The sequence below is a fragment of the Vibrio sp. CDRSL-10 TSBA genome, assembly GCA_039696685.1.
Lineage (GTDB): Bacteria > Pseudomonadota > Gammaproteobacteria > Enterobacterales > Vibrionaceae > Vibrio.
The window spans coordinates 1,758,446-1,773,233 of the sequence record CP155566.1 but is presented as its reverse complement, the minus strand read 5'-3'; the positions used below and the strand labels follow the sequence as shown (position 1 = coordinate 1,773,233).

9 protein-coding genes and 6 pseudogenes are annotated in these 14,788 nt (G+C 50.7%); 11 read left to right on the top strand and 4 right to left on the bottom strand.

Annotated features, from left to right (window positions below):
- Positions 1-144: 144 nt before the first annotated feature.
- Positions 145-510 (bottom strand): DUF805 domain-containing protein, encoded by a 366-nt coding sequence (locus ABDK09_15710; GenBank protein ID XAW88541.1) that lies wholly within the window; start codon positions 508-510, stop codon positions 145-147.
- 354 nt (positions 511-864) lie between these two features.
- Here ABDK09_15710 and ABDK09_15705 point away from each other — a divergent pair.
- The 7 genes and pseudogenes from ABDK09_15705 (at position 865) to ABDK09_15675 (ending at position 8,004) form a co-directional block, all read left to right on the top strand.
- Positions 865-1,348 (top strand): annotated as a pseudogene (locus ABDK09_15705) (GNAT family N-acetyltransferase).
- Between the two features lie 143 nt (positions 1,349-1,491).
- A complete protein-coding gene (locus ABDK09_15700) occupies positions 1,492-2,796 on the top strand; it encodes an NUDIX domain-containing protein (GenBank protein XAW88540.1) in 1,305 nt (434 codons plus the stop codon).
- A gap of 588 nt (positions 2,797-3,384) precedes the next feature.
- Positions 3,385-4,473 carry a 4-hydroxyphenylpyruvate dioxygenase gene (hppD, locus tag ABDK09_15695; GenBank protein XAW90762.1) on the top strand — a complete coding sequence of 363 codons (1,089 nt, stop codon included), beginning with the start codon at positions 3,385-3,387 and terminating at the stop codon, positions 4,471-4,473.
- On the top strand, positions 4,466-5,602 hold the full coding sequence (locus tag ABDK09_15690; protein ID XAW90761.1) for a homogentisate 1,2-dioxygenase: 1,137 nt from the start codon (positions 4,466-4,468) through the stop codon (positions 5,600-5,602). Before hppD ends, ABDK09_15690 begins: the two co-directional genes overlap by 8 nt.
- A gap of 8 nt (positions 5,603-5,610) precedes the next feature.
- Positions 5,611-6,661 (top strand): annotated as a pseudogene (locus tag ABDK09_15685) (fumarylacetoacetate hydrolase family protein).
- Complete coding sequence (gene maiA, locus ABDK09_15680) at positions 6,661-7,308, top strand: maleylacetoacetate isomerase (protein XAW90760.1); 648 nt, start codon at positions 6,661-6,663, stop codon at positions 7,306-7,308. The pseudogene ABDK09_15685 and the gene maiA overlap by 1 nt, the downstream one beginning before the upstream one ends.
- A 90-nt stretch (positions 7,309-7,398) precedes the next feature.
- A complete protein-coding gene (locus tag ABDK09_15675) occupies positions 7,399-8,004 on the top strand; it encodes a DedA family protein (protein ID XAW88539.1) in 606 nt (201 codons plus the stop codon).
- A gap of 9 nt (positions 8,005-8,013) precedes the next feature.
- Here ABDK09_15675 and ABDK09_15670 read toward each other — a convergent pair whose 3' ends face one another.
- Complete coding sequence (locus tag ABDK09_15670; GenBank protein XAW88538.1) at positions 8,014-8,865, bottom strand: CPBP family intramembrane glutamic endopeptidase; 852 nt, start codon at positions 8,863-8,865, stop codon at positions 8,014-8,016.
- Positions 8,866-9,072: 207 nt separating this feature from the next.
- On the opposite strand from ABDK09_15670, the pseudogene ABDK09_15665 reads away from it, so the two are divergent.
- Positions 9,073-9,544, top strand: a pseudogene (locus tag ABDK09_15665) (YhcH/YjgK/YiaL family protein).
- Between the two features lie 129 nt (positions 9,545-9,673).
- Here ABDK09_15665 and ABDK09_15660 read toward each other — a convergent pair.
- Positions 9,674-10,391 (bottom strand): annotated as a pseudogene (locus ABDK09_15660) (glycerophosphoryl diester phosphodiesterase).
- A 487-nt stretch (positions 10,392-10,878) separates the two neighbouring features.
- Here ABDK09_15660 and ABDK09_15655 point away from each other — a divergent pair.
- A pseudogene (locus ABDK09_15655) lies at positions 10,879-11,833 on the top strand (L-lactate dehydrogenase).
- Between the two features lie 102 nt (positions 11,834-11,935).
- Here the strand turns inward: ABDK09_15655 and ABDK09_15650 are convergent.
- Entirely contained in the window at positions 11,936-12,454 is a 519-nt protein-coding gene (locus ABDK09_15650) for a lipocalin family protein (GenBank protein XAW90759.1), read from the bottom strand.
- Between the two features lie 187 nt (positions 12,455-12,641).
- On the opposite strand from ABDK09_15650, the gene ABDK09_15645 reads away from it, so the two are divergent.
- Both ABDK09_15645 and ABDK09_15640 read left to right on the top strand, forming a co-directional pair.
- Positions 12,642-13,409, top strand: coding sequence for a DUF3450 domain-containing protein (locus tag ABDK09_15645; protein ID XAW90758.1), 768 nt, complete (start codon positions 12,642-12,644; stop codon positions 13,407-13,409).
- Positions 13,410-14,781 (top strand): annotated as a pseudogene (locus tag ABDK09_15640) (MotA/TolQ/ExbB proton channel family protein).
- Positions 14,782-14,788 lie beyond the last annotated feature (7 nt).

Below are 14,788 nucleotides of genomic sequence, written 5' to 3'. Positions count from 1 at the left end.
GCAGTGCATGACAGAGGTTCCTCTGATTAGTAACGCAGATGCGTTACTAATACCGATGCTTTGCTAATACAGGTGCGTTTCAAAGTAAAGATGCGTGAACACTACAGACGCGTTACCGCTCAGAGCATCTTAGCTCGGCGCTGTTTACCACTGCGCTGATGAAGGATTGCCGATTTTCGGATCCGGGCCATATTCGTTGTCACCGTGCATGCCTTCGCTGGCGGCAAAAAACAGCAGAACCACAACGCCAATCACCGGGATCAAACTGAGCAATACCCACCAACCGGTGCGGCCGATGTCATGTAAACGGCGAACTAACACTGCGACGCTCGGCAGCAGGATAAACAGGCTGTACAAACCGCCAATTAACGAGGTGCCTAAAAAGCGGTCAATCAAACCTGCGGCAAGCGTAAACAGCAGGTTGAACAGGAAAAACATCCAATATTCCTGTCGTCGCGCGCGACCATTAAAAGTCGCGTATTTTTTAAGCACTGCGATATACCAGTCCATGAACATTCCTTTCAATTTTACGGTTTAACTCATATCAGCTTGTGATAAGCGGGCTGAAACTGCAACTCAACTGTATGAAATATAAGAAACATGTAATGAAATTTGAAGAAAACAGGTCAAAATATAGCGAACGTGAGAGGAAATAAGCAGATATTCGCGGCTCGCTTGCTGCTTAAAGCATCAAAAAAGCGCCTAAAACCGATAGATTACGCGGCATATTGAGCAAGCTATTGATTTGAATAGTCTATAACGTCGGGTCAACAAGCTTTCCGGTAAAAAACAAGTTAGTAAGGTGCTTTTTAGCGGCCGATCTTATAAAATTGTCAAACGACTCCAATTATATTTGTCACAGCCATGACCACGCTTGCATTGTCTGCAGCTAAACCAGCCGATTTAGATATTCTCAACCAATTGATGTTCGATTTACATCATGAACATCACATCGCTTGCCCTGAGTATTTTAAGACCGCAGAAGAAGTCGAACAGGAAAAAAGTATCGCGCGTTATCTCGATAATCCTGATTGCCTGGTGTATGTCGCACGTATAAACGACGAGGTGGCAGGATTTATTACCGGCCATTTTTGTGAGTTGACTTCTTCGGTCAGCAAGCCATTGCAGATGGGCAGTATTGATGAGCTGTATGTGATGCCCGAATACCGCCAGAAAGGCGTGGCGCGTGGGTTGACGGAAACGCCTTGAACAGACGTTTATCGACTATGGCGTGGCAGAGATATTTGTTGAAGTCTGGGAGTTTAATAAGGAAGCGCAACTCTTTTATCAGGATGTAGGGTTTACCCGCCATATCCATTGGCTAAGAAAATCAGCGCGTCGCCGTTAAGGTTAAGCTCTGCAAACAACAGGTTGATTAAAGTGTATAAACGATTGTCATTAGTTGGCATCAGTTTCATTCTTACATTGATGACATCAATGTATTCTTATGCCGCTCCACAGGCCCCCGCGGATCTGAAAGGCGCTTTATGTTTGGTTCGCGCTGACGATAAGGTGGTACTTATCGATGAGCTGATCACCAAACAACTCTCTTTACCGGGCGGCACGATCACGGCAGGTGAAACACCAGTTCAGGCTGCGCAGCGCGAAACCTGGGAAGAAACCGGCTTAGTCGTCACGGTCGGCAAGCTACTCGGCTATGCAGGCAAAGCGGCGATTTTTGATTGCGTCAGCGATTCAGACATTATTACTTACCAGTACATTAACCAGTGGGGCGGATTTGAGCTGCCGGTCTGGTATGCACCGCATTACGGGATTGAAGTCGCGCGCGCTATGCTGATTGAGCCGCAGCGCGTCGATACAGCTAACTACCGTTATCCGGAAGAATGGCCGGGGATTGAAACCATGTTTGAATCCGCCACTGATCAGTCAACAAACTTTGTGCCTGATCTGGTCAAAGCGGCGCCGGCCATTTCTCAATTGGAACTGAGCTGGATCAGCGGTCTGCAATATTCGATTGCGGAGCTGCCGGATACTTTGAGCCAGTTTGTGTCACGGCTTATCCTGCTCGGTGGCGCATTTGCGTCACCGGTGCTCGGATTGCTGCTGTTTCCGCTGCTGTACTGGCAAAGTGGCAAAGCATTCTGCTTTAAAGCCTTTTTCTCAGTGGCCGTCACATCACTGATCTGCCTGATTGCGCAACAGGGATTTGTGTTACCGCGTCCTTACGTCTATCTGCCGTCGTTGCAACTGGTGGAGAGCTCTGGTTATGGCTTTCCAAGCTTACCGATTGCGGTGTGGGTCAGCCTGGGCATTCTGTGGCTGTTGGATAACGAAAAGCTGGGCTGGAACAAAAGCAGTGCTGCACTGGGCGCTTCCGCGCTGTGTCTGGCCTTCTCGCTGTTTTATTCCGGCCGCGCATTTATGGTCGATATGATTGTCGGTGCGATGTTAGGTGCTCTGGTGGCCTGGCATATCGTGCGCCTCAACGAAAAGCCGAACATTAATGTCGACAAGCTGCTCAGCTCGCGCCGGGTCTGGCTGGGACTGACTGCGGTCAGTGCCGCGGTTGCCTTCTGGTGGCAAATGCCGGTATTCGGTGCCTGGTTAGTGATACTGGCGCTGATCACTCTGATTGTGATGACGGTGATGCCGAAGATGGAAGAGATTTCTTTGCGTCAGGCATTGCTGATGAGTGTAGTTTTGCTGGCCGGTCATTACCTGGTGAACTATGCCGCGACGTTTGTTTCATCCAGCGGTGTGCTTTCACTGGTGATTGATGTGCTGCATCAGCCGCTGCTGATTGTACTGTTTCTGTCTGATGGTGCGCACCATTAAACCCAGGCCTGCGGTGAAAGTGGCCTGACCGTTTTACCATGATGCTCTGTGCTAAGGCGTTCCACACCTCGCTTCCAACCCGGTTAATTCAACCGGGTTTTTTCTGTCTTTCATTCCACTTTGTCTGTGTTTCATTTCTCTCTGTCTTTTCATTTGCTTAGCGTGTCGATTGAGTTGCTTAGTGTGACGGTTGAGCTGCTTAGCGTGATGGTTGCGGCCTTGTCCCAACTTTGTGCCTGTGTACGAAAATCTGTACTTTTCGCTAATGGCTGGACAGATTCGCACGCTGTTTGCATCCGGAAAAATATACAAAACAATTCAATTAGATAGCTTGGCATTTTTTCGTTTGGATACATTTCTTGGTCGCTGAGCGGGTGTTATTACCGCTCTGTACCGAAAAAATTACACCTCACGCAGCGGCGGACAAAATCGCTTTCCGTCGCGTTACAGTTTCCTTTTCGCCGCGAATGATGCAGCTTTATAACATATTGTTAACAACTGGATGTAACAGTACGTTAGGAGACGAACATGACTGCCCACGTTCATGCGCAAACGAGTCAGGCCGCAGATAAAAATAGCCACAACAACATGCCGCTGGCCGCTAATCACTCACTGGCAAATCCGCTCGGCACCGACGGGTTTGAATTTGTTGAGTATACCGCTGCCGATGCGGTCGGGATTGAGCAGCTGAAAGCTCTTTTTTCGGCGCTTGGCTTTGCCGAAATCGCTAAGCATCGCTCGAAACGGGCCTGGTTATACCGCCAGGGCGACATTAACTTTATCGTCAACGCTCAGCCGCGTAGTCAGGCGGCGGCCTTTGCTAAAGTGCATGGTCCGTCGGTTTGCGGAATGGCGTTTCGGGTCAAAGACGCAGGGCTGGCGCTGCAACATGCGCTGGAGAACGGCGGTAAGGAATATAAAACCGAGATTGGTCCGATGGAGCTCAGCATTCCGGCCATTTACGGGATTGGCGAGAGCCTGCTCTATTTTGTTGACCGTTACGGTGACCACAGCATTTATGACGTCGATTTTCAGTTTTATCCGGACACGAAAATTCGTCTGGTGAACGCCAATGTCGGCCTGCTTGAGATTGATCACCTGACCCATAACGTCAAACAGGGTCACATGGATACCTGGGCTGGTTTCTATGAGCGCATCGGTAACTTTCGCGAAATCCGCTATTTTGATATCGAAGGCAAGCTAACCGGCCTGGTCAGTCGTGCGATGACTGCGCCGTGCGGCAAAATTCGGATTCCGATTAATGAATCCTCGGACGACAAATCGCAGATCGAGGAGTTTATCCGCGAATACAATGGTGAAGGCATTCAGCACATCGCGCTGAGCACGGATGACATTTACCATACGGTACGCACCTTGCGCGAACGGGGAATGGAATTTATGCCGACCCCGGACACCTATTATGAAAAAGTCGACGAGCGGGTCGCCGGGCATGGTGAAGATCTGGAACAGCTTAAAGCGCTGCGTATCCTGATTGACGGCGCGCCGATGAAAGATGGCATCCTGCTGCAGATCTTTACTCAAACCGTTATCGGGCCGGTGTTCTTTGAAATTATCCAACGTAAAGGCAATGAAGGTTTTGGCGAAGGGAATTTCAAGGCGCTGTTTGAATCGATCGAAGAAGATCAAATTCGTCGCGGGGTACTGGATGATGCATAAATGGATCACCTTTCCGCACCGGGAAGGCACCTGTTCTAAACAGGCTCATGCCGATTTTCCCGATGATGCGATATATGAACGTGAAGCGGGACGCAGCGGTTTCTTTGGTCCGGCGGCGCATTTTCATCATCAGCACGCACCCACCGGCTGGAGTGAGTGGCAAGGCGAGTTGCGCCCGCGTGCGTTTAACTTTAATCAGGTTGCGCAGGCTTCTCAGCTTTGTCCCTGGTCGGTGCCGCATCTGTTGCACAACCATGATGTGAAGATTCGGGTGTGGAAACTCGCTCAGGCGATGCCGGGTCTGGTTCGTAATGCAGACGGAGACGAACTGCTGTTTGTCCATCAGGGCGAAGCCGAACTGTTTTGCGATTATGGCCATCTCACCATTCGTGAAGGGGATTATGTGATGATCCCGCGCTCGACCAGCTGGCGTCTGGAACCGACTCAGCCGCTGTTTTTACTCATGATTGAAAACAGCGACGGGGCTTATTCACTGCCGGAGAAAGGCATTGTCGGTAATCATGCGGTATTTGATCCGGCGGTGCTGGATGTCCCGGCGATTGATGATGCGTTCAAAGCTCAGTACAGCGAAACGACGACGCAGGTGCGGGTCAAGCGACATGAGCAGGTCAGTGTGATCACTTATCCGTTTAACCCGCTGGATGCAGTTGGCTGGCATGGTGATTTGGCGGTAGTGCGTCTCAATTGGCGCGATATCCGGCCGCTGATGTCACATCGCTATCATTTACCGCCATCGGCGCATACCACCTTTGTCGGTGACGGATTTGTGGTGTGTACCTTTGTACCGCGACCGATTGAAAGCGATCCCGGTGCGCTCAAAGTGCCGTTCTATCACAATAATGATGACTATGATGAGGTGCTGTTTTATCACGCCGGAGACTTCTTCAGCCGCGACAATATTGAGGCCGGCATGGTGACGTTTCATCCCGCCGGTTTCACTCATGGCCCGCACCCAAAGGCCTTTCAGGCCGGGCGTGAGCACAAAAAAACCTTTACCGATGAAGTGGCTGTGATGATTGATACCCGTCACGCTCTGCAATTTAGTCAGGCGGCACAGCAGGTGGAAAACCCGGATTACGTCTACAGTTGGAAGCAGGCAGCAGAATAGGAGTCTTCATGAAACTCGCGACATTAAAAAATCGTACCCGTGATGGCATGTTGGTGGTGGTCAGCCGTGATTTGACCCATTGTGTTGCTGTTTCTGAGGTGGCGGCAACGTTGCAACAGGCGCTGGATAACTGGTCGCATTGTCAGCCATTGCTGGAGACCGTGTATGTCGAGCTGAATGCGCTGCTGGGCGAAATGCCGGGCGCGATGCCGTTTGATCAAACCCGGTGTGAATCCCCTTTGCCGCGTGCCTATCAGTGGGCAGACGGCTCTGCGTATGTTAATCACGTTGAACTGGTGCGTAAGGCGCGTGGCGCCGAAATGCCACCCAGTTTCTGGACTGATCCGCTGATGTATCAGGGCGGCTCCGATGCGTTTTTAGGCCCGCGGGACGAGATTCGCATGGCGAGCGAAGAGTGGGGCATTGATTTTGAAGGCGAGGTCGCCATCATTACCGGTGATGTGGCGATGGGAAACGCCGCTGCAACAGGCTGCAGATTCGATACGTCTGCTGATGCTGGTTAATGATGTGTCGCTGCGCGGTCTTATTCCGGCAGAGCTGGGGAAAGGGTTTGGCTTTTTTCAGTCCAAGCCTTCGTCGGCCTTTTCGCCGGTCGCGATTACACCCGATGAACTCGGCCCGGACTGGGATGGCGGTAAAGTAACGCTGCCGCTGCTCACTCAATACAACAATGAAGCGTTCGGCTGCCCCAATGCCGGAGTGGATATGACGTTTGAGTTTCCGCGGCTGATTGCCCATGCGGCCAAAACCCGGCCGCTCAGCGCCGGTACGATCATCGGATCCGGCACTGTCTCCAATAAACAGGGCACGGACTACGGAACGGCGATTGCGGAAGGAGGCGTGGGTTACTCCTGCATCGCAGAAGTGCGCATGATCGAAACCATTCGGGACGGTGAGCCTGCGACCTCATTTATGCGTTTTGGCGACAAAGTCACGATACGGATGGAGGGCCGCAACGGCGACGATCTGTTTGGCACCATAGAGCAACGAGTGGTGCGTTATGTACCGGAAGGGAACTATACCGAAGGGGTCCTATGATGAGTAACATCACCTTATATGGTTACTGGCGCTCTTCGGCGGCCTATCGGGTGCGTATCGTACTGAACCTGAAAGGGCTGAACTATCAAATGTCACCGGTGCACTTGGTCAGAAACGGCGGCGAGCAGCACAGAGATGCCTACCATCAGCTTAATCCGAGCGAGCTGGTGCCGGTGCTGACCGACGGCGACATGACCCTGTCACAATCACTGGCGATCATCGAATACCTTGACGATGTCTATCCGCAGATGCCAATGATCCCGGCCTCGGGGCACGATAAGTATCAGGTTTTGTCTCTGGCGCAGGATATTGCCTCTGATATCCATCCTCTTAACAACCTGCGTGTTTTGCAGTATCTGCGCCAGCATCTTGCGGTCAGCGAAGAGCAGAAAGACGCCTGGTATCGGCACTGGATTCAGGTCGGGTTTAGCGCCTTTGAGCAGAAATTGCTGCGTCGCAGCGGCCAGTATTGTGTTGGTGATACCTTGTCACTGGCGGACGTGTGCCTGGTGCCGCAAGTGTATAACGCGGAGCGTTTTAATGTACCGATGCAGGATTATCCGCAAATCCAGCGTATTACCGAGCGGCTGCGGCGCATTCCAGGATTCGCGCGCGCCGCACCGGAGCAGCAACCAGACAGCGAATAATCGCTTGTCAGAGAGTAATAGCCGGTTAGTGATTGTCGCCGACCCGTCATTGGATTAACGTAAGCATATTGGTTTAGTTGAGTGATTTTTATGTCTCTGGAACAACTTATTGCGGATTACGGCTATATAGCGATTGCGGTCGGGACTTTCTTTGAAGGGGAAACGGTACTAGTGCTGGGCGGGTTTGCCGCGCACCGCAGTTATCTGGAATTGCCCTGGGTTATTGTATGTGCGTTCTGCGGCAGTTTGCTGGGTGATCAGCTCTATTATTATATTGGCCGCTATAAAGGCAAACAGGCGCTGATGAAAAGGCCTCACTGGCAGGTGAAATCTCAGCGGGTACTGGATCTGCTGGATAAACATCAGGTACTTTTGATTCTGGGTTTCCGTTTTCTGTATGGTTTGCGCACTGTTACTCCGTTTCTGATAGGCGCCAGTTCAGTTAAACCGACCCGTTTTCTGTTATTTAACATCATCGGCGCCGCGATTTGGGCTTGTGTGGTCGGTGTCTTGGGTTACCTGTTCGGCAATACGATTGAAGTGATTCTTGGCGATATCAAACATTATGAACTGCAGGCTTTCGGCGCAATTGCCCTGGTCGGGGTGTTGGCCTGGTTGTATCGACACCGGATTAGACGACGTAAAGCAACTGAAAGTGAGGTCTCAGCGGCAACGCGGGATCGTCATCAGCCCTGAATTTTGCCGCTATCCGGCGGCAGCCGGGTAGGTGAACAGCACTAAATGGGTCAGATTAAACAGGCAGTGAAAGCCAATCGCGACCCATAACCGCTGACTGAGATAATAGGCCAGGCCGTAACCTAATCCCGCCAGTGCAGCGAATACCACCAACATCATCCCTCCGGCCAGATGCGCCAGGCCAAACAGGGCGCTGGCGAGGATAATGCCCCCGACCGCTCCGAAAATCTTCACCAGCCATTGCTGCAACAAGCCACGAAACAGGGCTTCTTCCACCACACAGGTGATGAGTAAATTGTTGAGCACAAACAGCCACAGCCAGTCTGGCACACTCCATTCCGGTTGGATGGCGCCAACCGCCCAGGCGAGCGGTAGCAGAGCCAGCAGGCCGGGCAGGATCAGCCAGGTAAGCGGCCTGATACGCTGATGATGGTCGCCAAGTAATCCGAACTGCGCCAGCCAGAGGGCAAAAAACACCAAAGGTTTATCCAGATTGAGATAGAGAGTGAACGGCAGGCTGCCTGGTCCGGTGTGTACCTTGTCCAGCACCAATATGTTGTTAAATCCGGGCACCGAGTGCAGCAGCAAGGCGGTACACCACAACAACAGGAATACCCAGGCGAGTTTTTTCATATCCCGGTTAAAGCGGGGCAGCAGAAAAGCGCATCCCAGACCGACGGCACTGTAGACCAAGGCCAGCCAGGTTATTTGTTCGCTCACTAACGCACTCAGTAAAGTGATGAGTAACAGCCCCAGGCTGCCTGTCCGCAAGGTGCTGAAGTAGAAACTCATTAAGGCGGCAATGATGGCAAGACCTAACAAGGCCCAAATCCATAAATGGCTGACTTGAATCCATTCCATGCGCGATATGTCTCCGCTGGCTATTGGTTGTAATGAACGGTTGTTGTAAAAAACAAATGCTGTAAGGAACCTTCGTTGTAAAAGCGGCGTTGAATGAATATTGACTTAGCTATTCGTAATTTTGAACCAGTGTTTTAAAAAGTTCTTTTTCCGTTCGGGAATAGGAGTACTATAAGAGCCAGTCACAACAAACAAAGGAATAGATTTGTGTTTATTGGTCATTTGTCACAACTTGAGTTTACCCAGTCACTGTCACCAGCGCTCAAACAATTGATTCAACGGGTGGCTGAGCGTCTGCAATCGCCGATAGAAGACGGCCGCTACGAAACTTGAGGGTGATGCCGCGTTTTTCTTCGTTACCCATGACCATACCCAAATGCGTGATGAGCGTATCGCTGAATGCCACCGCCGTTATCTCGACGTGCAAATTCTGCTGCAAGGTAAAGAGACTTTTGGTTACGGTGTCACTCTGTTTGACGGGTTAGATGACGATCGTCTCGAACAAAGGGATATTGCGTTCAGTAAGCAGCAAAGCAATGAGCGCTTTGTGGACGTGGAAGCAGGCGACTTTGTGATCTTTTATCCCGGCCAGCCTCATCGCCCGCTGATTGCCACCGATGATCAGCCGATGCCAATCCGCAAAGCGGTCATCAAAGTGGACAAAGCATTGTTCCTTTGAGCGAAGGCTCTCACGCTCGTCTGTTGATCCGTTTGTGGCCTGGCGATTGCCTTTATCAGCAAAATGGTTACTGCCGCTGACAGCAACATTGAGTTAAGCCCCGCTGCACAATTGCCGGGGCTTATCAGGTCAGTGCGCCGGGTGTAAGAAACGTGCAGGCCAGTCGCTAAAAATGGCATCGACTTGGTTAAGATAGCTGAACTTATCCGCATCGTTTACGGTGTAACACCAGATCTGGTAACCCTGTTGGCGTAAATAATCAATGTGCGCCTGATTCACCCAGCGGTAATTAAGGTTAGCACTGAAAGCCGCCACTTCTTGTAACAGGGCTTTGTCTTTGGCAGACAGCCTTTCGGTCAGCACACCGAGACGGTAGCCGGGGCAGTGCTGATGCAACTCGCGAATGATCTCGTGACTGAAACTGGACAGTAAGATCTGTTCTGCCGGCATCGGGCTGGTATCGAGTTGCTGTTTTAACTGCGCAGCGACTTCGCTTGCGTCGTGGCGATCAACCTTAACCTCAATATTTAACCCCAACTGATTGGTATGGGCCAGTTCGAGTAATTCAGCCAGCGTCATGATGGGTTCGCCCTGGAAACTCGGAGGAAAACCAGCTGCCAAAATCAAACTGACGCAGTTCAGCCAGTGTGTACGCATCAATCCGGCCTTTGCCGTTACTGCAGCGGTTAATGGTATGGTCATGACAGACCACCAGCACATTATCTTTGGTCGGCTGAACATCGATTTCGACCCAGTCCAGTTTCAGGTCGATGGCAGCCTGTACGCTGACCCGGGTGTTTTCCGGGTAACTTCCGGCCACGCCGCGGTGGCCTACAATGATTGGCATTCTCTTTTTTCCTTCATATCCAAAATCCGCCGTTTGCAGCATAGCGCTGCTGCGCGCGTTTGTCTGCAACAGATTCTTGATAAGCCTTTGGCTGGAAAAAGAAAAAATATTGCGCTATTCCCTTGTGCGCAAAGTGAAACTTACCCGTGCCGGCACTACACTCACTACATGAGTCCTTACCGGATTCAGGAATCACGGACTTGTTTAATAACAGGTTTAACTAAAAACAGACTTAAGAAGTACCTGACTGAAGAAGTATCTGGCTGAAGAAAGAGCGCACTAGTTTGGCGCATTTGTTCGTTGTGATGAGCTATCAAGGCGCAATAGTGCAGATAAATTGGCCATGTAATGCTTATTTAGCGACATATTATTGGTACGGAGCTTGCAATTAACATTCTCAAAGTAGTTAGCGAAATCAACGTACTTAAAGTACTTCACAAAATTAAAATGAGTTACGTGATCGCTTCGTTTTATCAAGGACAGCAAAATGAAAATAGGTGTGATTGGAGCCGGCGCCGTCGGCGTGGGAATTTGTAACTATCTGCTGACGCTTGGCAGTGTCAGCGAACTGGTGCTGCTTGATCGTGATGTCTCACGAGCTGAGGGCGAAGTGTTCGACTTTCGCCATACTGCAGCACTGACGTTTTCGAAAAATACCCGCATTATTCCCACCGATGATTATCTGGAACTGGTGGGCGCAGATATTGTAGTGATTACTGCCGGCGCCCAGATCCAGCAGGATCAGTCACGTATGGACCTGGCGGAAGTCAACAGTAAGATTGGCGTCGATATTGCCAAGAAAATAGAGCGTGTTGCACCACGAGCGATTCTTATCATAGTGACCAACCCGTGTGACATTGTCACACACAGTATTGTCGCTAACACGGGTTATAGTCCGCAGCAGGTTATTTCTGCCGGTTGTGTCGTCGATACCGCCCGTCTGATGACCATAGTGGCACAGCGCGTTAATCTTGATCCGAAAAACGTGTTTGGTTATGTGTTAGGGGAGCACGGCAGCCACTGTTTTACTCCGAAAAGCCTGATTAGCATTGCCGGGCAGAAACGCAGACTATTACTGCGATGCCAATCGTGTTGAGCGGATTGATGCCGATGAACTGCTTGAATCGGTCAAACGCGCCGGCTATGAAATATTTAAACGCAAGAACAACACCACGCACGGCATTGCCGCCAGTGTGTTTCGGATTATTCAGGCCATTGCCATCAACGAGCATTCGGTGTTGCCGGTCGGTAGTTTGCTGCGCGGAGAATACGGTTTAAATGATGTGGTATTAAGTTTACCTGCGGTGATCGGCCGAAATGGAGTAGAAAAAATCCTGATACATCCGTTTACTGACGATGAGATGCAGACGCTCAATACAATTGCCGATAACCTGCGTGAGAGCATGATCAAAGTAGCCAAAAACACAGGGCTGAGTTATTAGCCGCCAAGTTTATACGTGTAATGTGAAATGCAAACGGACGGGGCAATCCCGTCCGTTCTCTTATCTTGTTCGGTCATATATAACCGGTTCAGTCAATTGCGGCTATTTTCCTTCCTGACTGGGAAAGATAAGCTTCGAGGTATCAAATCCCGCGCTCTTGGCAACGCCGATCGCACGTTGCAACTCATCGTCGGCAATGGTCGGGGTGCGCGACAGTAACCATAAGTAATCGGTATCCGGCCCGCTGACTAACGCCAGTGAATAGTCATCTTGCAAATCAAACACAATGTAACTGCCGTAAAAAGGTCCGAAAAACGAGACTTTAAGATAACCGACATCATCGGACTGGACGAATTTCGCTTTACCTTCCGCCTGTTGCCAGGCTTGATCTTCTTCATTCCAGCCGCGGTTAATGACCTTCACGGTGCCGTCGTCGTTAAGAGAGTAGGTCGCACTGATATTCGATAAGCCACGTTCAAAACTATGGTCGAGACGGGCGATTTCATACCAGGTGCCCAGATAACGGGACAGATCAAACCCTTTGACCGGCGTAACCTTGTCCGGCATACCGGTACAGGCTCCAAGTAAAACAGTCGCCAATAGTACGCAGGCAAACTTCAATAATTTCATTATGTTGTCCTTTCTAGTTATGCAACAAAACGTGTACGGTAAAAATTCTAACAGCGATCAGTCTGTAGTGTTAGATTGATGTCCGAAAGAAAACGTATTCAATTGGAAAAACCTAGTTGAAAATGAGAGTGGTTATCACTAAGATGTGGGCATTCTCTCGCGGTAAATGATTACGATGATGAACCTTTTAAAACCTAGCTTAGTACTGCTTTCAGCGGCGGCCATGCTTCCAGCTTATGCCAATTCTCTGGACGACGCGAAAGCCATTCAGAACAAAACCAACGCAGCGTCTGCTGCCAGTCAACGTCAAGTCGATAAAAGCTCTGCTGCGGCGCTGCAACTGCAATCAGAAATCGAACAGTTAAACGAAGAGGTGAAAAACCTGGTCGTTTATCGTGACCACTTGTCCTCTCTGGTAACCAGCCAGGAAAGTGAGATTACCAGCCTGCAAGAGCAGATCGTTGATATTAACGAGACTCGTCAGGGCATCGTGCCTCTGATGTATAAGATGATTGATGGTTTGGAAAACAATCTGAGTGAGGATAAGCCGATTCGCCTGTCAGCACGCGAAGATCGCATCGAGAAGCTGAAAGAGCTGATGCCACGTGCAGATGTAAGCGATGCGGAGAAATATCGTCGCATTCTTGAAGCGTACCAGATTGAAATGGATTACGGTTCGAAGCTGGGTACTTATCAGGACAAGATTAAACTCGCCCAGGATGACAGCGTTGAAGCGGACATTCTTTACCTGGGCCGCGTGGCGCTGATTGCGCGTAATCTTAACGCCACTAAATACTGGTCTTGGAACCAACAGCAACACATCTGGCAGGAACTGGATGACGGCGTGAAGATGGACGTGGATACCGCGTTTGATCTGGCTGATCAACAAATCGCACCAACCTTGCTGAATCTACCGGTTTCACTGACTCAAGCGGAGACGAAATAAATGATGTTAAAAAAAATTGTCTCAGTGATGGGGCTTAGCCTGGCGTTAACCGCGACTTCCACTTACGCGGCGGGCGAACTGACTCAGCAAGCTCAGGCCGAAAACCGTACTCAACAAGCGCATAATGTGCAGCGCGAAGCCGAGTTTCGTAAAACCGAACAAGAGCTGCGAGAAGAAAAAGCCGCGTTAGTTAAAAAACGTGACGCGCTGCAGGCTGAAGCGGACAAACTGTCCGATCAGTTCAGCAAGAATGAAAACAGTCTGGCGCGTCTGGAAGAAAAGCTGCGCCTGGAAACCGGCAGTTTAGGTGAGATCTTTGGTGTGGTTCGTCAGAACGCCAAAGAGATCCAATCGGAACTTGAAACCTCAGTCACCGGCGTAGACCGTCAGCAATATGCAGGTGTGATTGATGCGATCGTCGCGGCCAAATCACTGCCTTCAATGAAGCAGCTGGTTGGTTTGTGGCAAGCCATGGATGAACAGATCAAGGCGAGTGGCGAGATCAGCACCAACCCGATTAATTTCATCGATGGTGAAGGGCGCACGCAATCTGTTTCTGCGACTCGTATCGGTTCACTGGGCCTGGTGACAGAACAAGGTTATGTGGACTGGAACAACGGCCGCAAAGATGCAATCGCTTACCAGAAACAACCGGATAATGGTCCGACTCAGGATTCATTGCAGGCGGTAAAAGACGGCAACACAGAATCTGTCGTACTGGATCCGTCGCGCGGTACTTTGCTCGAGCAACTGGCTCACGCACCGACACTGGGTGATCGCCTGGCGGCTGGCGGCGTGATTGGTAAAATCATTCTGGTACTGCTGGCGGTGGGTCTGATCATCGGTCTGTATCGTGGTGTTTCTCTGGCGATTGCACGTCAGAAAATTCAGGCGCAACTGAAAACGCCTTCTCAACCGGGTAACAACCCGCTGGGCCGCATTCTGTCGGTTTACCAGAAAGAGCAGAAACCGCAGTGTTGAAGCTCTGGAGCTGCGTCTGCTGGAAGCGGTTGTTGATGAGCAGACTGGTCTGGAAAAAGGCCTGTCGATGCTGAAACTGCTGGCTGCACTGGCGCCAATGCTGGGCCTGTTGGGTACAGTGACCGGTATGATTGAAACCTTCCAGGTAATCACTCAGTTTGGTAACGGCGATCCTAAAGTCATGGCTGGTGGTATCTCGATGGCACTGGTGACCACAGTACTGGGTCTGATTTCAGCGATGCCGCTGCTGCTGGCACACAACGTACTGAGCACTCAGGCAGAAAACATCCGTAATATTCTTGAGAAGCAGGGCATTGGCCTGGTTGCGGAAGAAGCGGAACGCGAATGCAGCCAGAACAAGGCTGGTCACGTGGTCGGCAACGCAGCGTAAGGAAGTA

Excerpts from the sequence above, each read along its gene's own strand:
- ABDK09_15710 (XAW88541.1), bottom strand. The coding sequence starts at position 510 with ATGGACTGGTATATCGCAGTGCTTAAAAAATACGCGACTTTTAATGGT.
- hppD (XAW90762.1), top strand. The coding sequence starts at position 3,385 with ATGCCGCTGGCCGCTAATCACTCACTGGCAAATCCGCTCGGCACCGAC.
- ABDK09_15690 (XAW90761.1), top strand. The coding sequence starts at position 4,466 with ATGCATAAATGGATCACCTTTCCGCACCGGGAAGGCACCTGTTCTAAA.
- maiA (XAW90760.1), top strand. The coding sequence starts at position 6,661 with ATGAGTAACATCACCTTATATGGTTACTGGCGCTCTTCGGCGGCCTAT.
- ABDK09_15675 (XAW88539.1), top strand. The coding sequence starts at position 7,399 with ATGTCTCTGGAACAACTTATTGCGGATTACGGCTATATAGCGATTGCG.
- ABDK09_15670 (XAW88538.1), bottom strand. The coding sequence starts at position 8,865 with ATGGAATGGATTCAAGTCAGCCATTTATGGATTTGGGCCTTGTTAGGT.
- ABDK09_15645 (XAW90758.1), top strand. The coding sequence starts at position 12,642 with ATGAACCTTTTAAAACCTAGCTTAGTACTGCTTTCAGCGGCGGCCATG.